This is a genomic window from Pseudomonas sp. B21-009 (genome assembly GCF_024749345.1).
Taxonomy (GTDB): domain Bacteria; phylum Pseudomonadota; class Gammaproteobacteria; order Pseudomonadales; family Pseudomonadaceae; genus Aquipseudomonas.
The window spans coordinates 1,128,734-1,145,186 of record NZ_CP087199.1; the positions used below are offsets into that span (position 1 = coordinate 1,128,734).

Here is a 16,453-nt window from a genome sequence, read left to right on the forward strand (position 1 = left end):
AAGCGCAAGCACCACGACTTGCACCTGCATAACAACAAGAAAAGGTTTCTCTCGATGAATGCGATCAATCGCCTCGCCGCTGTCATTTCCCTCGCCTCCTTGTTGCCCCTCAGTGCAATTGCCGCCAACGGTACCGTTGAAGTCACTCATTGGTGGACTTCCGGTGGTGAAGCCGCAGCGGTGAAAACCCTCAAGGAACAAGTCGAGAAAGACGGCTTCACCTGGAAGGACAACGCCGTCGCCGGTGGCGGTGGCGCCGCGGCCATGACCGTACTGAAAAGCCGCGCCGTGGCCGGCAACCCGCCGGGCGCCGCCCAGATAAAGGGCCCGGACATCCAGGAGTGGGGCGCGCTGGGCCTGCTCACTGAACTCGACGATGTCGCCAAGGCCAACAACTGGGATGCCCTGCTGCCGAAGAAAGTCGCGCAGATCATGCAGTACGACGGCCACTATGTGGCGGTGCCGGTGAACATTCACCGGGTCAACTGGCTGTGGATCAACCCGCAGGTGTTCGACAAGGCCGGGGCCAAGGTGCCGACTACCCTCGATGAGCTGTTCGTTGCCGCCGACAAGCTCAAGGCGGCCGGCTTCATCCCGCTGGCCCATGGCGGTCAGCCTTGGCAGGACAGCACGGTCTTCGAGGACGTGGCTCTGAGCATCCTCGGGCCCAAGGGCTATCACAAAGCTTTCGTCGACTTGAACGAGAAAACCCTGACCAGCAAGAAAATGGTCAAGGTCTTCGCCACCCTGCAACGCCTGGGCACCTACATGGACCCCAACCGCGCCGGGCGTGACTGGAACATTGCCGCCGCCGAGGTCATCAACGGCAAGGCCGGCATGCAGATCATGGGCGACTGGGCCAAGAGCGAGTGGACCGCCGCCGGCAAGGTGGCGGGCAAGGACTACCAGTGCGTGGCCTTCCCCGGTACCCAGGGCAGCTTTGCCTACAACATCGACTCGCTGGCGATGTTCAAGCTCAAGAACGAGGACGACATCAAGGCTCAGAACGACCTGGCCAAGGTCGCCCTGGAGCCGCAGTTCCAGACCGTGTTCAACCAGAACAAGGGCTCCCTGCCGGTACGCCAGGACATGGACATGAGCCAGTTCGACGCCTGTACGCAAAAGTCGGCGGTGGACTTCAAGGAAGCGGAAAAAGGCGACGGCCTGCAACCGAGCATGGCCCACAACATGGCGACTTCGCTGGCGGTGCAGGGGGCGATCTTCGATGTCGTCACCAACTTCTTCAACGACCCCAAAGCCGACCCGGCGACAGCGGTCAAGCAGCTGAGTTCGGCGATCAAGTCGGCCAAGTGATGGGCTGATGTGGGGGCGGCCTTTCGGGCCCTTCGCGGGGCAAGCCCGCTCCCACAATACCCGCGATTGCCTCCACACGAGATATCCTGATGAGCACTGTTGCCACACTCAACAAGGCCTCACCCCTGGACGCCCTGCAGCGCTGGTTACCGAAACTGGTGCTGGCGCCAAGCATGCTGATCGTCCTGGTGGGCTTTTACGGCTACATCCTCTGGACCTTCGTCCTGTCCTTCACCAACTCAAGCTTCATGCCCAGCTACAAATGGGTGGGCCTTGCGCAGTACGCGCGGCTGATGGAGAACGACCGCTGGTGGGTGGCGAGCAAGAACCTGCTGCTGTTCGGCGGCATGTTCATCGCCATCAGCCTGGTGATCGGCGTGCTGCTGGCGGTGCTGCTCGACCAGCGCATCCGCCGCGAAGGGTTCATTCGTACCATTTACCTGTACCCCATGGCACTGTCGATGATCGTCACCGGCACCGCCTGGAAGTGGCTGCTCAACCCCGGCCTGGGCCTGGACAAGATGCTTCGCGACTGGGGCTGGGAAGGCTTTCGCCTGGACTGGCTGGTGGACCCCGACCGGGTCGTCTACTGCCTGGTGATCGCCGCCGTGTGGCAGGCCTCGGGCTTTGTCATGGCGCTGTTCCTGGCCGGCCTGCGCGGCGTCGATCAGTCGATCATCCGCGCCGCGCAGGTCGATGGCGCGAGCCTGCCGAGCATCTACCTGCGTATCGTTTTACCGAGTTTGCGCCCGGTGTTTTTCAGCGCGCTGATGATCCTTGCGCACATCGCCATCAAGAGCTTCGACCTGGTCGCGGCGATGACTGCAGGCGGCCCGGGCTATGCTTCGGACCTGCCGGCGATGTTCATGTATTCCTTCACCTTCAGCCGCGGGCAGATGGGCATGGGCTCGGCCAGCGCGATCCTGATGCTCGGCGCGATCCTGTCGATCCTGGTGCCTTACCTGTATTCGGAACTGAGGAACAAGCGCCATGACTAGGTCCCTCGCTCCCCGCTCGTTGAGCTTCAGCCGCCTGGCGATTTACTCGACCCTGATCCTGGCCTGCGCGCTGTACCTGATCCCGCTGGTCGTGATGCTGCTGACCAGCTTCAAGTCGCCGGAGGACATCCGTACCGGCAACCTGCTGAGCTGGCCCGAGGTAATCACCGGCATCGGCTGGATCAAGGCCTGGGACACGGTCGGCGGCTACTTCTGGAACTCGGTGAAGATCACCGTGCCGGCGGTGGTGATCTCGACCCTGCTCGGCGCGTTGAACGGTTACGTGCTGTCGATGTGGCGCTTCCGGGGCTCGCAGCTGTTCTTCGGGTTGCTGTTGTTCGGCTGCTTCCTGCCGTTCCAGACCGTGCTGCTGCCCGCTTCGTTCACCCTCGGCAAGCTGGGCCTGGCTAGCACCACCAGCGGCCTGGTGCTGGTGCATATCGTCTACGGGCTGGCCTTTACCACGCTGTTTTTCCGCAACTACTACTGCAGCGTGCCGGAGGCGCTGGTGCGCGCGGCGCGGCTCGATGGCGCGGGGTTCTTCACCATCTTCGGGCGCATCCTGCTGCCGATGTCGGTGCCGATCATCATGGTCTGCCTGATCTGGCAGTTCACCCAGATCTGGAACGACTTTCTCTTCGGCGTGGTGTTCGCCAGTGGCGATGCGCAACCGATCACCGTGGCCCTGAACAACCTGGTCAACACCAGCACCGGGGTCAAGGAATACAACGTCGACATGGCGGCGGCGATGATCGCCGGGTTACCGACCCTGTTGGTCTATGTGCTGGCTGGCAAGTATTTCCTGCGCGGGCTCACGGCCGGCGCGGTCAAGGGGTAAACACAATGGCAACGCTTGAACTGCGCAACGTCAACAAGAGCTACGGCAGCGGCATGCCGGACACCCTGAAGAACATCGAGCTGTCGATCGACTCCGGCGAGTTCCTGATCCTGGTCGGGCCGTCCGGCTGTGGCAAGTCGACCCTGATGAACTGCATCGCTGGCCTTGAACAGATCAGCGGCGGGGCGATCCTGGTGGATGATGCCGACATCAGTGGCATGAGCCCCAAGGACCGCGACATCGCCATGGTGTTTCAGTCTTACGCGCTGTACCCGACCATGAACGTGCGCGACAACATCGCCTTCGGCCTGAAGATGCGCAAGATGCCCGCCGCCGCCATCGATGAAGAAGTGGCGCGGGTGGCCAAGCTGCTGCAGATCGAGCACCTGCTGGCACGCAAGCCCGGGCAACTGTCCGGCGGCCAGCAGCAGCGCGTGGCCATGGGCCGGGCGCTGGCGCGGCGGCCGAAGATCTACCTGTTCGACGAGCCGCTGTCCAACCTCGACGCCAAGCTGCGGGTGGAGATGCGCACCGAGATCAAGCTGATGCACCAGCGCCTGAAGACCACCACGGTGTACGTCACCCACGACCAGATCGAGGCCATGACCCTGGGCGACAAGGTGGCGGTGATGAAAGACGGGCTGATCCAGCAGTTCGGCACCCCACAGCAGATTTACAACGACCCGGCCAACCTGTTCGTCGCAAGCTTCATCGGCTCGCCGCCGATGAACTTCATTCCCCTGCGCCTGCAGCGCAAGGACGGCCGCCTGCTGGCCCTGCTCGACAGTGGCCAGGCGCGTTGCGAGCTACCCTTGGGGTTCAATGTCGAAGGCCTGGAGGAGCGAGAAGTGATCCTCGGCATTCGTCCCGAACAGATCGCCCTGGCCCCGGCCCAGGCCAACGGCTTGCCGAGCATTCGTGCCGAAGTGCAGATCACCGAGCCCACCGGGCCGGACCTGCTGGTGTTCGTCACGCTCAACCAGACCAAAGTCTGCTGCCGCCTGGCCCCGGATGTGCCAACCCAGGTGGGTGACACCCTCAACCTGCAGTTCGACCCGGCGCGGGTGCTGCTGTTCGATGCCGCCACGGGTGAGCGCCTGGGTGTTGCCGCACCCGCGCAGACAAGTCAGGACAATGTCGCCCAATTCAAGGGCCGCTGAATTCGTTATAGAACGTAGAAACCCATCGAGAACAATAAAACGAGGAAACAAGGGATGGATCACTTCAAGCGTATCAAGCCGCTGGCGCCGCTGACCCTGCTGGCGGCCCTGGGCGTCAGTTGCGGGGCGCAGGCGGCCGGCGCCTTTGCCCCGGAGTCGAAATGGATGAGCGGCGACTGGGGCGGTACCCGCACCGAATTGCTGGAGAAAGGTTACGACTTCACCCTCGATTACGTCGGCGAGGTGGCCGGTAACCTCAATGGTGGCTACAACGACGACAAGACTGCCCGTTACAGCGACCAGTTCGCGCTCGGTGCGCACCTGGACCTGGAGAAGATCTTCGGCTGGCACGATGCCGAGTTCAAGCTGGCGATCACCGAGCGTAGCGGGCGCAACCTGTCCAACGACCGCATCAGCGACCCGCGTGCCGGCCAGTTCAGTTCGGTGCAGGAAGTCTGGGGCCGTGGCCAGACCTGGCGCCTGACGCAGATGTGGGTCAAACAGAAGTATTTCGATGGCGCCCTGGATATCAAGGTCGGCCGTTTCGGCGAAGGCGAGGATTTCAACAGCTTCCCCTGCGACTTCCAGAACCTGGCGTTCTGCGGCTCGCAGGTGGGTAACTGGGTTGGCGGCATCTGGTACAACTGGCCGGTCAGCCAATGGGCCATGCGGGTCAAATACAACATCACCCCGGAGTTCTTCGCCCAGGTCGGCGTGTATGAACAGAACCCCTCCAACCTTGAGACCGGCAACGGCTTCAAGCTCAGCGGCAGCGGCACCAAGGGCATGATCCTGCCGGTGGAGCTGGTCTGGTCGCCGCAGGTCAACGGCCTGCCGGGCGAGTACCGCCTGGGTTACTACTACAGCACGGCCAAGGCCGATGACGTCTATGAAGACCTCAATGGCCAGCCCCAGGCATTGACCGGCGCCGCCTTCAAGTCGCATTCGAGCAAGCATGGCTGGTGGGTGGTGGCCCAGCAGCAGGTCACTGCGCACAACGGTGATGCCAACCGCGGCCTGAGCCTGTTCGCCAACTTCACCGTGCACGACAAGGCCACCAACGTGGTCGACAACTACCAGCAGGTGGGCATGGTCTACAAGGGCGCCTTCGATGGCCGGCCCAAGGATGACATCGGCTTTGGCGTGGCGCGCATCCACGTCAACGACGATGTGCAGGACAGGGCAAAACTGCTCAACCAGCAGAGCGGTATCGCGGATTACAACGACGCCGATTTCGTGCCGATCCAGAAGACTGAGTACAACGCCGAACTGTACTACGGCTTCCACGTTACCAACTGGCTGACCGTGCGGCCGAACCTGCAGTACATCAAGAGCCCGGGCGGGGTGGATGAGGTGGATAACGCGCTGGTCGCCGGGTTGAAGATTCAGTCGTCGTTCTGAGGCGATATGTTGTAAATTTACGCATATTGTAAACCCATCGCGGGTCAAGCCCGCTCCCACAGGACTTGTGGGAGCGGCGGTGCGGCGTTCCGACTTGACCCGCGATGAGGCCCTCACTAACAACAAGAGTTTCCCGCCATGCCAGAGCACCCGCTACAACGTTTCTTCACTTCGCAGAGGCCAAGGCCGACCTTCGAGTGGGAGCGTTACCAGCAGCGCGATGTGCTGATCATCGATCATCCGCAATGCCAAGCGGTATTCAGCCGCCAGGGCGCGCAGTTATTGCACTTCCAGCCCCATGGCGAGCGCCCCTGGCTGTGGTGCGCGGCGCAGTGGCCACAAGTCGGCGCCATCCGCGGCGGCGTGCCGGTGTGCTGGCCCTGGTACGGTCGCCATCCCAGCGAAGACATGTGGCCGGCCCACGGTTGGGCGCGCCTGCTCGACTGGAAGCTGATCGACAGCAGTGAAGACGCAGACGGCGTGACCCTCAAATGGCGCTTGCAGCTGTGCGACTGGCAGGTCGACATGCTGGCCAAACTGGGCAAGCGCATGGAGCTGCAGCTCAGTACCGAACACCAGGACAGCCAGCCTTGTCAGTTGAGCCATGCTCTGCTGGCCTACTGGCGTATTAGTGACGTTTCCGAGATAGCGCTGTCTGGGCTAGAAAACATTGAGGGTTACGACCGTTTGAACCGTCAGGCCTGCCGGCAGAAGGGCGCCTTGAAGGTCCATGGTGGTTGCCAGCGGGTATTCCCCAATGCGGCGACCCTGCAACTGCACGACCCAGCCTGGCAGCGCCAGTTGTGCATCGATACCGGTGACAGCGAGGACACCGTGGTCTGGCACCCCGGCAGCCGGCCGTTGATGGGCGTCAGTGGCAGCGAAACCCTGGGCTTCGTCTGTGTCGAGGCGGCCAGCGGCAGCAGTGACAGCCTGAGCCTGGCGCCGGGTGAGCAAGCACACCTGCGGCTGCAGGCGCACTTGCTCAGTTGAGTTCGTCGTCGATCGGGTAGCGGCTGGCGTTGAGGCTTTCCTTGATCTTGCGCAGGTGCGGCTGGAAGTCGACGCCGCGGCGCAGAGTCATGCCGGTGGCCAGCACGTCGAGCACGGTCAGCTGGATGATCCGCGAAGTCATCGGCATATAGATGTCGGTGTCTTCCGGCAGCGGGATGTTCAGGCTCAGGCTGCTGGCCTTGGCCAGTGGCGAGTCGGCGGCCGTCAAGCCGAGTACCGAGGCGCCGTTTTCCCGGGCCAGGCGCGCGACTTCGACCAGCTCGCGGGTACGCCCGGTGTAGGAGATGATCACAAACAGCTCGCCGGTGTGGGCCACCGAGGCCAGCATGCGCTGCATCAGCACATCGGCATGGGCCGACACTGCCAGGTTGAAACGGAAGAACTTGTGCTGGGCATCGAGTGCCACCGGCGCCGAGGCGCCGAGGCCAAAGAAGTGAATCTGCCGGGCCTGGATCAGCATGTCGACGGCGCGGCTGACCAGTTGTGGATCAAGTTGCTGGCAGGCACTGTCCAACGAGGCGATGGCGCTGCCGAAGATCTTTTGGGTGTAGGAGGCCGGATCATCATCGGCCTCTACCGCCCGGCTGACATAGGCGGCGCCACTGGCCAGGCTCTGCGCCAGTTGCAACTTGAGCTCGGGGTAGCCGCTGACGCCGAACGAGCGGCAGAAGCGGTTGACCGTCGGCTCGCTGACCTTGGCGGCCTGGGCCAGGGCGGCGATGCTGAAGCGGGTGGCTTGCTGGGGGTTGAGCAGGATGACTTCGGCGACTTTGCGCTCAGCCTTGTTCAGCTCTTCGAGGCGGCCCTGGATCTGCTCCAGGAGGTTTCGCACGCGGTCCATGGGTGTTTTCCTTGGGTCGTTGAGACAGCCGGCTGGCGACAGCAGCGGGCTTTTGACACGGTGGCCTATCGTACTGATGGCATGGATGGCACACCACTTGAATCTGTCCACTGGGTAAAATGTTGTGGTTTTTACTACATTATTCCTTGAAAACTGCGATTGAAAACGGTATTTCTACGTCAACTTGATAAAAGAACCAACATCATGGCTTCGATCAGCGTTGAACCCTGCACCTTTGCCCTGTTTGGCGCCCTCGGCGACCTGGCCTTGCGCAAGCTGTTCCCGGCGCTCTACCAGCTCGACCGGGCCGGCCTGCTGCACGCCGATACCCGGGTGCTGGCCCTGGCTCGCGAGCCGGGCAGTGTCGCTGAGCACCTGGCGTCGATCGAGGCGCACCTGCAGGAGTTCGTGCCTGCCGGGCAAATAGAGGCGCCGGTACTGCAGCGCTTTCTCGCCCGCCTTAGCTACCTGCACGTGGACTTTCTCAAAGCCGAGGACTACCAGGCGCTGGCTGAGCAGGTTGGCAGCGATAGCCAGCTGATCGCCTATTTCGCCACCCCGGCGGCGGTGTATGGCGGCATCTGCGAAAACCTCGACAAAGCCGGCCTCAGCGCCCGTACCCGGGTAGTGCTGGAAAAGCCCATCGGCCATGACCTGGAGTCTTCACGGCGGGTCAATGACGCTGTGGCCCAGTACTTTCCGGAAAACCGCGTTTACCGCATCGACCATTACCTGGGCAAGGAGACGGTGCAGAACCTCATTGCCCTGCGTTTTGCCAACAGCCTGTTCGAAACCCAGTGGAACCAGAACTCGATCTCCCACGTGGAGATCACCGTTGCCGAAAAGGTCGGCATCGAAGGGCGCTGGGGCTATTTCGACAAGGCCGGGCAATTGCGCGACATGATCCAGAATCACCTGCTGCAGCTGCTTTGCCTGATTGCCATGGACCCGCCCAGTGACCTCTCTGCCGACAGCATCCGCGACGAGAAGGTCAAGGTGCTCAAGGCCCTGGCGCCGATCAAGGGCGAGGGTCTGAGCACCCAGGTGGTGCGCGGCCAGTACATTGCCGGCTACAGCGAAGGCAAGCCGGTGCCCGGCTACCTGGAAGAAGACAACGCTAACGCCCAGAGCGACACCGAAACTTTCGTCGCCCTGCGCGCCGATATCCGCAACTGGCGCTGGGCCGGGGTGCCCTTCTACTTGCGCACCGGCAAGCGCATGCCGCAAAAGCTGTCGCAGATCGTCATCCACTTCAAGGAAACCCCGCACTACATCTTCGCCCCGGAACAGCGCTTACAGATCGGCAACAAGCTGATCATCCGCCTGCAGCCGGATGAAGGCATCTCGCTGCGGGTGATGACCAAGGAGCAGGGCCTGGACAAAGGCATGCAGCTGCGTAGCGGGCCCTTGCAGCTGAATTTTTCCGACACCTGGCGTAGCGCGCGAATCCCCGATGCCTACGAGCGGTTGTTGCTGGAAGTGATGCGCGGCAATCAGAACCTGTTTGTGCGCAAAGACGAAATCGAATACGCGTGGAAGTGGTGCGATCAGCTGATCGCCGGCTGGAAGCAGTCGGGCGACGCGCCCAAGCCCTATGCCGCCGGTTCCTGGGGCCCGATGAGCTCGATTGCACTGATTACCCGCGATGGGAGGTCCTGGTATGGCGATATCTGAACTGCAACTGCCGGCAAACGTCGCGGCACATGAATTCACTGCCCCTGCGCTGTTGGCCGAAGGCTTGGCCAAGGATGTGGCTGCTCGCCTGAATGCGACGATTGCCGACAAGGGCCAGGCTACCTTGGTCGTCTCCGGCGGCCGCAGCCCGGTGGCGTTCTTCGCCGCACTGCTCAAGCAGCCGCTGGACTGGTCGAAGGTACTGGTGACACTTGCCGATGAACGCTGGGTACCGGTGGAGCATGCCGACAGCAATGCCGGCCTGCTCAAGCGCCATTTGTTGACCGGTCCTGCTGCCAAGGCGCGTTTCCTCAATCTCTACAATGCTGCTGCGAACCTTGAAGCGGCCGCATTGGAAGCCGACCAGGCCCTGGCCGAGCTTGCGGGTATCGACGTATTGGTGCTGGGCATGGGCGACGATGGCCATACCGCCTCGCTGTTCCCCAACAGCCCGAACCTTGCCGAAGGTCTTGATCCGAACAGCGCCCGCCGTTGTCTGCCGATGCTGGCGCCGAGCGTGCCGCATCAACGCCTGAGCATGACCCGCGCGCTGCTGGCGAGCGCCGGTTTTACCGCCTTGTCGGTGCAAGGCGCGGGCAAACTCGCTACCCTGCGCGCCGCACTGGCGGGCAATGACCTGGCCGAGATGCCGATTCGTGCCTTCTTACAAGACCCTCTGGATATTTACTGGTGCCCATGAGCCAAGGATCCGCCGTTATGACCACGCATGAACTGAAACAGCCGGGAGCTTCCATGGCCGACAAGATTGCCCGGATCGATCAGATCTGCACCCAGGCGCGCATTCTGCCGGTGATCACCATCGCCCGCGAAGAAGACATCCTGCCCCTGGCCGACGCTCTGGCGGCCGGTGGTATCAAGACCCTGGAAGTGACCCTGCGCTCCTCCCATGGCCTCAAGGCCATCCAGGTCCTGCGCGAGCAGCGCCCCGAGTTGTGCATCGGCGCGGGCACGGTCCTGGACCGCAAGATGTTTGCCGCCGTGCAAGCGGCCGGCGCGCAGTTCGTGGTCACCCCGGGCATCACCCAGGATTTGCTCGAGGCCGGCGTCGACAGCGACATCCCGCTGCTGCCAGGTATCAGCACGCCGTCGGAAATCATGCTGGGCTATGCCCTCGGCTACCGGCGCTTCAAGCTGTTCCCGGCCGAAATCAGCGGCGGTGTAGCGGCGATCAAGGCCTATGGCGGCCCGTTCGGCGACGTGCGTTTCTGCCCCACCGGCGGGGTCAACCCGGGCAATGTGAAACAGTACATGGCCCTGGCCAATGTGATGTGCGTGGGCGGTACCTGGATGCTTGACAGCAGCTGGATCAAGAATCACGACTGGGCCCGTATTCAAGCCTGCAGCGCCGAGGCCCTGGCACTGCTGGACTGAAACCGAATTCGTTGTGTGCTACACGGCTTTGAGGTGCGCTTGGTCGGCGCACCTTTTTTTTTGCCGGTGATTTTTCGATGTTGCTGGCGTTGTAGGGAAGGGCGTCCGGCTGTCACGATTGTCGACCGCGCCGTACGGTTAAGAGGCTGCACGACTTTTAACTGAGGTGCGTTATGCAAGAAGAAGTACATGAAGCCATCGGCTTCCCGCTCAAGAGCGGGTCGTACGAAATTGAACGCTATCTGATTGGCGATCGAAATTCCAATCGAGGCTGCTGGGTGAGCGGGCAGTCAATCTACGGCGAAGTCAGCTTCAAAGGGCGTAAATGGCCGACCATCAGCCGGCCGGTTTTTGCCTATCTGGCCTATGTTGATACGCGAGTGATACAGGCTACAGGCGATCAGAGCATAGAAGTCACCGCTGCCCAGGGGCATCACCTTTGGTTCTTCAAGGGCACGGTAAAAGACTGTTCTGTGGCGCCGGCGATTGATCAAGTCAATGCGTTTTCCAATCTTCAAACCGGGATGGATTCCGAGCAGGCCTGGGCACCTGCACGGCCGCGCAAACAATCGTTACTCGTCCCAGGTAGTACGACCTATTTGGTTTAGCAGGTAGCACTGGTCTATGCCCATCGCGTATTCGCTGCTGCTGACACTATCGGTGGCCTGTTCAGCTCCAATCATGCGTGCGTCGTGAGCACGGGTAGGAAAAACGACTTGATACTGCTTTCTTCGGTGGCAACCAGTCGGCTTTGTGCTCGCGAGCAGGTCCACGAGCCGGACCAGCCTCTATCCAGAGATGACCTATTCAAATTGATACTGCTCGACAAGTACTCCGCGGCTGTCAATGCCGGCGCCTGGAGTTTTGATATGGACGCCATTGACGATCCGCGAAAACGCTACTGAGCGTCAAGTGTGCTCGGACATTGCAGACACTACCCGTTACGACAAGGAATGCACCTATGAATCAGCAACCAGAAATACGCAACTTGCCTTTTAAAGTAGGCGCCTACGAAATTGATCGTTATTTATTTGCAAAAGGCGCACCCAGTTATGGCTGCTGGGTGGATGGCCTGACGGTGAACGGTAAAGTCAGTTACCTGGGGTCCACGTGGGTAGTTTTAACACGTCCTATCTTTGCTTATATGGAATACCTCAAGCCGCTGCCGAACCTAACCGATACAGATCAGACCGTCAAAGAGAAAATCAGCCAGGGGTTGAGCAAAAGTTATGCGACCGCAGTTTCGAAAACCTATGGCGCCGGGGTAAAGCTGGGGGCGATCAAGTTGGGGGCTGAGATCACTGAGTCCAGCGTCTATGGCGAGACATTTTCAGAGACCAGTTCTGGCGAGTGTTCATTGACTGTTCCTGCTCAGTCGACGAACTACATGTATCAAGTCAATATGGTGTATGCACACAAGATGCTGGCTGGCGGTAAATTTAAACAGGCTGCGGACAACAATCTCGTCGAACTGGTCGTTGACGAGTTTCAACGCGTGACACGCGAGGACCTGATCTTTCTCACCTCGTTTGCCACCCCGAAAATTGTCCTGTTGCCCGACGACGCTTCGATCAACCCCTACAGTTGGGAGCAGATCAAAAGGTCGGTTCTGTTTGAAGGCTACCAGCACTATAACGAAGAGCAGGGTGAAATCGGTTTCTGGGGCTTCTGACTACCTCAAAGACTGATGGCCAGCATGCCGGTCACACCTGAAATACGGGCAAGACCGGCATAGCACTTAGAAGCTGTCGCTGGTGCTGAAGCTGCCACCACCGCTGCTGCTGGAGGTGGAGAAGTCACTGGAGCTTGAGCTCGAACTCGAACTCGAACTGCTGGAGCCGGAGCTCGACCAACTGAATGACGAAGAGCTGCTCGACGAAGAACTGCGCGGCACCAGGCGCCGACCACTTTGCAGCACGGTTTCCAGGGCGTGCAGGCTGAGGTCGCGGGTCATGTAATCGGTCAGCAGGCGCTCGATGCTCAAGGTCGTGTTGTAGGTGTAGTCGCTGTCCCGGTAATAGTCGGTGCGCAGCGCCCGCTCCAGTTCCTTGGCTCGCTCATAATTGTGCAGGGCGCGGTCATGCTGCTCGCGCAGCTTCGGCAAACGGTCCTGGACGTCACGCAGGCGCGGGTACAGTTCCTTGAGTTGGGCGGCGATCTTGTCGTCGTTGCTGTCCGGGGTCTTTTGTACTTCGACCAGCAACTGCTCGATGGTTTGCGCCTGCAGGCGCTCGGTGATGTTCTGGCGGATGCGCAGGTAGTGTGGATCCTGCTTGCCGGCAAAATTGGCCAGTTTCAGGTGCTGCTCGTTGGCCCGGGCCTTGGCGGCGGCGATGTGCTTGTTCAGGGTGACGTCTTCGCGGCTCAGCGGGTCCATGCCAGCGGCTGTGCGCGCCAGGGCAAGTTGCTGCTCGATTGCCTCCTGCAACCCGGCTATCAGGCTCAGGCGCTCACCTTGCAGCTCTTCGTTGCGGGTCTGCATGGCCCGCAGGATCAGCTCGTTGTTGCGGTTGCCGGCAAAGTTGACGCGCTTGGCCAGCGTGTTGTCGAGCCAGCGGTGCAGAAAATTGTAGCGGTACTGCTCAGTGCCGTAGTCGCGCTTGAGCAGGTGGTAGTAGATCGGGTTGGCGCTGTACGAAGGCAGCTTGTCGACGCACTCCTGGCGGATTTCCTGGTAGCCGGTATTGGCTTCAGTGTTGGCCTCTTGCGCGGCCAGCAACTGCTCGCCCAGCTCACACCAGGCAGGTTCGAGCGCCAGTTGCTGCTTGACCTGGCGGTCGATGCTTTCAATCTGGCTGCGCACCGCGTGCTGGGCGGCCAGCGACTCGGCGATATCGGTTTCGAGCCGGGCAAGTTCGGCGCGCGATTGCGCTTCGGCGTCCTGGCGTGCCTGCAGTTGCTGCAGGGTGTCCTGATCAAGGGCCGGGCGATGTTCAAGCTTGAGCGTGGCGATGTTGCTCAGGCGGGTGAGAATGTCCTGTTCCAGGCGCGCTTCCTGACTGCTCAGGGCCGACAGCAACTGCTCGGCGCTACGCAGCAAGGCCTCGCAACTGCGAGCGTTCTGCGCCACGTTGCCGGTGAGGGTAGAAGGGGTCATGTGTTCACCAGTCCATGATCATGTCAGGGTTGCCCGTGGTGCGCTGGTTGAAGCGCAGGGTCAGCGAGTTGGCAGCCTTGCTGCCCATCATGCGGTTATCGACATGGCCATCGTCGAGCTTGTCCGCTTTGACCTTGAGGTATTCGGCCTGGCTGACGCGCACGGCGAACAAACGAGCCCAGCGCTGCTTGCCGGTTTCGGCGCTGGTAACCGGCACCTCGACGCTGATGCCACCTGCGTCGGTAGCCTCGACCACCAGGAACCAGCTCTTGCCCTTGTCGGTGTCTTCGCCGCGGTTGCAGCCGGCGGGGTCGTAGCAACGTTCGACCCCGGACTTGATCCCGGTGCGGTCGACGATCTGCACAGTCAATGGCACGGCGGCAAAGTCGAGCATCTGCTTGAGGTGCTCGAGCTGATAACGGGCCTGGGGGACGTTCTGCTCATGCAGGCTATTGTTGGCTTGTGCCAGCAGCGCTTGCAGTTGCGCGCGGTCACCGGCGGCCAGCGGCATTGCTTGCAGGCGCTGCTGCAACTGATCGCGCAGGGTGCTCTGTTCGAGCCAGTAGGCGATGCGCTCGATCTCAAGATCCAGTTTGGCCACTTGCTGGCTGGCCGCTTTGAGCGTATCGCCATCGTTAACCTGCAGCAGTTGCCGGTCAGCCGATTCGGCAAGCGCCTTGAGCGTGGGGAACGGCTTCAGGCCTTCGAGGTAGGCTGGCATCGCCAGCAGCCTGGCGAGGTTATCGCGCTGCGGGTAGATACCCTCTACCGTGGTAAAGGCTGCGCGGGCCGAGGAAACGGCCTTGCGGGCCTGCTCGATCTGCGCCTCGTGCATCGTGACCAGGTTTTTGACGTTGTCGCGGTTGGTCTTGTTGACGAACTGCGGCACATCGCTGGCAAAACTCTGGTCCAGCGGCGGCAAAGTTTGCCGGACCTGATCGAGGATGCGGCTGACGGCGGCATCGGGCTGAGCCTGCGCCTTTTGCTGCCACTGCCTGAGCTGCTCGTGCTTGACCTGGATGTCAGCGCGCACGTCTTCATCATGGCGGCGCAGGTCACGGGCGCTGTTTTCGATTTCGACGGTAATGCCGCTGTCATGGACAATACGTGTGCACTGGGTGATCAGCGCCGCGGCGATGATCGCCAGGACCAGCTTGAACAGTTGGCTGCGCGCCATCGACGCCTTGCTCAGCAGCTTTTGCCGCCAGCTCAGCGGTGGTGCCTCGAACATCAGGCGGCGGGCGAAGAAGTCACGCACGCCTTGTTCGATCAAGGCCTCATCGAAAGCGATGTTGTGGCTTTGGTAATAGGTCCGGATGCGCGCCGCAACTTCCGCGCGGCGCTTGGGCAGGTCCAGGTGTTCCTGGACCTGCATCTGCTGGTGGCGCAATTCGTCGACGAACGCCATCGCTCCGAGCTGTTCGGAGAGTGGAATACTGCTCATCAGGCCGCCTTGCTGAGCAGTGCGGCGAACTTACGCTTGGAGTCCTCGACCGCAGCGGCGATGTCGCGCGATGCGTTGCTCGACTCGGCCCGGTAGGTTTCGGTCAGGCTGTGCATGTCGTTCTGGAACGACAGCGTGGCATCGGCCAGGGCGCGAACCGAATCGACCTTGATGGTCGAGCCGTAGCTGGCCTTGACCGCAGCTTCGAGCTGCTGGTTGCCGGTAGTGCCCAGGGCCTCGAGGCCCTTGCTGATGCCATCGGTGGTGGCGTTGAGGGTGTGTGTCGCCTCGGCCAGGCCGCTGTTGGCAGTAAACGAAACGGCGAGGCCGGTGAGCACCACCTCGTTGGTCGAGAAGAACGAAACCATGCGCTGGTACTGGCGCTCCTTGATCACGTGCACCTGGTTGATGCGGGCGAAGACCATCTCGGCGGTGTTGTAGCCGACCTTGAGGTCGTCGGCGATGTCCTTGACGATCTGGTAGCGCTTGTCTTCATCCTGCAGGGCGCGCACGGCTTCGTCGCGGCGCAGCTCAAGGGCGGAGCGCTGGGCAGGCTCGGCCGACTCGGCTGCGGCGACTTGCTGGTTGGCTTCGTTAAGCTCGAGCGTGCGCTGCTCCAGGGCCTGGCCGGCAATCGCCAGCACTTGCTGGGCCTCGACCTCGGCGGCTTTCATGGCCATGCGAAAATCCAGGTAGGACTCGAGGATCACCGTCTCGCGGCTGATCTGGTCGTTGGCCGACTTGCACACTTGCAGGTAATTGTCGCGAATGTCGTTGAAGCGGCTGGGGATCGAGCCACGGCGTACATTCATCCACGCCAGCTTGAGTTTTTCCATGCTGTCCAGGCGCCCGTCGTCCATCCAGCCGGCCATGGCGGCGGCGTCTTCGCGGATCGAGGTAAAACTCTGGGTGATATCCATGAAGCGGGTGGAAATGTCCATGCCCTCGATCTGCTCGCGGACCATGCTGTTGAAGGCGGTGGCTTGCTGCAGCACGGCGGCGATCGAGGTGACCTTGCTGCTGTCGTATTGCGCCACGCGGTCGAGCAGTACCAGTACGGGAGCGTCCTGGACCGGACGAACGAGGTTGATGCCGATGGTACGCAGGCCGCTCAGTGCCCGCTCGAGGTAGTTGCTCATCGAGTGTCCTTTCATGATGTGCGCGCAGCGCAAGGTAAAGCGAGGAGGGGAGTATACCGGGGGTTGCCGGCAAGCTGACCGACGATTTTTATTGTACGCAAACGAAAGTGCCCGCCTCCGGAGGGAGGCGGGCACTCGGTT

The 16,453-nt window shown here is 61.5% G+C and carries 15 protein-coding genes; 11 read left to right on the top strand and 4 right to left on the bottom strand.

The annotated features are described in order from the left end of the window. Nucleotides 1-54 precede the first annotated feature (54 nt). The 6 genes from LOY34_RS05135 (at nucleotide 55) to LOY34_RS05160 (ending at nucleotide 6,704) form a co-directional block, all read left to right on the top strand. On the top strand, nucleotides 55-1,314 hold the full coding sequence (locus LOY34_RS05135) for an ABC transporter substrate-binding protein (RefSeq protein ID WP_195885752.1): 1,260 nt from the start codon (nucleotides 55-57) through the stop codon (nucleotides 1,312-1,314). A gap of 89 nt (nucleotides 1,315-1,403) precedes the next feature. Then, entirely contained in the window at nucleotides 1,404-2,312 is a 909-nt protein-coding gene (locus tag LOY34_RS05140) for a carbohydrate ABC transporter permease (protein ID WP_045196443.1), read from the top strand. After that, the gene (locus LOY34_RS05145) at nucleotides 2,305-3,150 is read left to right on the top strand and encodes a carbohydrate ABC transporter permease (RefSeq protein WP_045196445.1); all 846 of its coding nucleotides are present in this window, start codon (nucleotides 2,305-2,307) and stop codon (nucleotides 3,148-3,150) included. The genes LOY34_RS05140 and LOY34_RS05145 overlap by 8 nt, the downstream gene beginning before the upstream one ends. 5 nt (nucleotides 3,151-3,155) lie before the next feature. Continuing rightward, on the top strand, nucleotides 3,156-4,310 hold the full coding sequence (locus tag LOY34_RS05150; RefSeq protein WP_195885753.1) for an ABC transporter ATP-binding protein: 1,155 nt from the start codon (nucleotides 3,156-3,158) through the stop codon (nucleotides 4,308-4,310). A gap of 54 nt (nucleotides 4,311-4,364) precedes the next feature. Beyond that, a complete protein-coding gene (locus LOY34_RS05155; RefSeq protein WP_195885754.1) occupies nucleotides 4,365-5,711 on the top strand; it encodes a carbohydrate porin in 1,347 nt (448 codons plus the stop codon). 138 nt (nucleotides 5,712-5,849) lie between these two features. Next, nucleotides 5,850-6,704 carry a D-hexose-6-phosphate mutarotase gene (locus LOY34_RS05160; protein WP_195885755.1) on the top strand — a complete coding sequence of 285 codons (855 nt, stop codon included), beginning with the start codon at nucleotides 5,850-5,852 and terminating at the stop codon, nucleotides 6,702-6,704. On the opposite strand, the gene hexR is transcribed toward LOY34_RS05160, so the two are convergent. Next, entirely contained in the window at nucleotides 6,697-7,557 is an 861-nt protein-coding gene (gene hexR / locus LOY34_RS05165; protein ID WP_176794343.1) for a DNA-binding transcriptional regulator HexR, read from the bottom strand. The two genes, LOY34_RS05160 and hexR, sit on opposite strands and share 8 nt — an antisense overlap. Before the next feature lie 213 nt (nucleotides 7,558-7,770). On the opposite strand from hexR, the gene zwf reads away from it, so the two are divergent. From zwf to LOY34_RS05190, 5 genes are all read left to right on the top strand, one after another. Continuing rightward, entirely contained in the window at nucleotides 7,771-9,240 is a 1,470-nt protein-coding gene (gene zwf / locus LOY34_RS05170; RefSeq protein ID WP_195885756.1) for a glucose-6-phosphate dehydrogenase, read from the top strand. Further along, nucleotides 9,227-9,940 (top strand): 6-phosphogluconolactonase, encoded by a 714-nt coding sequence (gene pgl / locus LOY34_RS05175; RefSeq protein WP_195885757.1) that lies wholly within the window; start codon nucleotides 9,227-9,229, stop codon nucleotides 9,938-9,940. Before zwf ends, pgl begins: the two co-directional genes overlap by 14 nt. Before the next feature lie 17 nt (nucleotides 9,941-9,957). After that, complete coding sequence (locus LOY34_RS05180) at nucleotides 9,958-10,632, top strand: bifunctional 4-hydroxy-2-oxoglutarate aldolase/2-dehydro-3-deoxy-phosphogluconate aldolase (protein ID WP_195885758.1); 675 nt, start codon at nucleotides 9,958-9,960, stop codon at nucleotides 10,630-10,632. 173 nt (nucleotides 10,633-10,805) lie between these two features. After that, nucleotides 10,806-11,240, top strand: coding sequence for a monalysin family beta-barrel pore-forming toxin (locus LOY34_RS05185; protein ID WP_258664331.1), 435 nt, complete (start codon nucleotides 10,806-10,808; stop codon nucleotides 11,238-11,240). A 353-nt stretch (nucleotides 11,241-11,593) separates the two neighbouring features. Then, entirely contained in the window at nucleotides 11,594-12,304 is a 711-nt protein-coding gene (locus LOY34_RS05190; protein ID WP_195885760.1) for a monalysin family beta-barrel pore-forming toxin, read from the top strand. 66 nt (nucleotides 12,305-12,370) lie between these two features. Here LOY34_RS05190 and LOY34_RS05195 read toward each other — a convergent pair whose 3' ends face one another. The 3 genes from LOY34_RS05195 to LOY34_RS05205 are packed head-to-tail and all read right to left on the bottom strand — an operon-like array spanning nucleotide 12,371 to nucleotide 16,312. Continuing rightward, on the bottom strand, nucleotides 12,371-13,729 hold the full coding sequence (locus LOY34_RS05195) for a hypothetical protein (protein WP_195885761.1): 1,359 nt from the start codon (nucleotides 13,727-13,729) through the stop codon (nucleotides 12,371-12,373). A 4-nt stretch (nucleotides 13,730-13,733) separates the two neighbouring features. After that, nucleotides 13,734-15,173, bottom strand: a complete 1,440-nt coding sequence (locus LOY34_RS05200; protein WP_195885762.1) for a DUF6384 family protein — start codon at nucleotides 15,171-15,173, stop codon at nucleotides 13,734-13,736. Then, a complete protein-coding gene (locus LOY34_RS05205) occupies nucleotides 15,173-16,312 on the bottom strand; it encodes a merozoite surface protein 3b (protein WP_195885763.1) in 1,140 nt (379 codons plus the stop codon). The genes LOY34_RS05200 and LOY34_RS05205 overlap by 1 nt, the downstream gene beginning before the upstream one ends. Between the last annotated feature and the right edge of the window lie 141 nt (nucleotides 16,313-16,453).

Excerpts from the sequence above, each read along its gene's own strand:
- LOY34_RS05190 (WP_195885760.1), top strand. The coding sequence starts at position 11,594 with ATGAATCAGCAACCAGAAATACGCAACTTGCCTTTTAAAGTAGGCGCC.
- LOY34_RS05205 (WP_195885763.1), bottom strand. The coding sequence starts at position 16,312 with ATGAGCAACTACCTCGAGCGGGCACTGAGCGGCCTGCGTACCATCGGC.
- LOY34_RS05195 (WP_195885761.1), bottom strand. The coding sequence starts at position 13,729 with ATGACCCCTTCTACCCTCACCGGCAACGTGGCGCAGAACGCTCGCAGT.
- LOY34_RS05155 (WP_195885754.1), top strand. The coding sequence starts at position 4,365 with ATGGATCACTTCAAGCGTATCAAGCCGCTGGCGCCGCTGACCCTGCTG.
- LOY34_RS05135 (WP_195885752.1), top strand. The coding sequence starts at position 55 with ATGAATGCGATCAATCGCCTCGCCGCTGTCATTTCCCTCGCCTCCTTG.
- LOY34_RS05200 (WP_195885762.1), bottom strand. The coding sequence starts at position 15,173 with ATGAGCAGTATTCCACTCTCCGAACAGCTCGGAGCGATGGCGTTCGTC.
- LOY34_RS05180 (WP_195885758.1), top strand. The coding sequence starts at position 9,958 with ATGACCACGCATGAACTGAAACAGCCGGGAGCTTCCATGGCCGACAAG.
- LOY34_RS05185 (WP_258664331.1), top strand. The coding sequence starts at position 10,806 with ATGCAAGAAGAAGTACATGAAGCCATCGGCTTCCCGCTCAAGAGCGGG.
- LOY34_RS05145 (WP_045196445.1), top strand. The coding sequence starts at position 2,305 with ATGACTAGGTCCCTCGCTCCCCGCTCGTTGAGCTTCAGCCGCCTGGCG.
- LOY34_RS05150 (WP_195885753.1), top strand. The coding sequence starts at position 3,156 with ATGGCAACGCTTGAACTGCGCAACGTCAACAAGAGCTACGGCAGCGGC.
- LOY34_RS05140 (WP_045196443.1), top strand. The coding sequence starts at position 1,404 with ATGAGCACTGTTGCCACACTCAACAAGGCCTCACCCCTGGACGCCCTG.
- LOY34_RS05160 (WP_195885755.1), top strand. The coding sequence starts at position 5,850 with ATGCCAGAGCACCCGCTACAACGTTTCTTCACTTCGCAGAGGCCAAGG.
- zwf (WP_195885756.1), top strand. The coding sequence starts at position 7,771 with ATGGCTTCGATCAGCGTTGAACCCTGCACCTTTGCCCTGTTTGGCGCC.
- pgl (WP_195885757.1), top strand. The coding sequence starts at position 9,227 with ATGGCGATATCTGAACTGCAACTGCCGGCAAACGTCGCGGCACATGAA.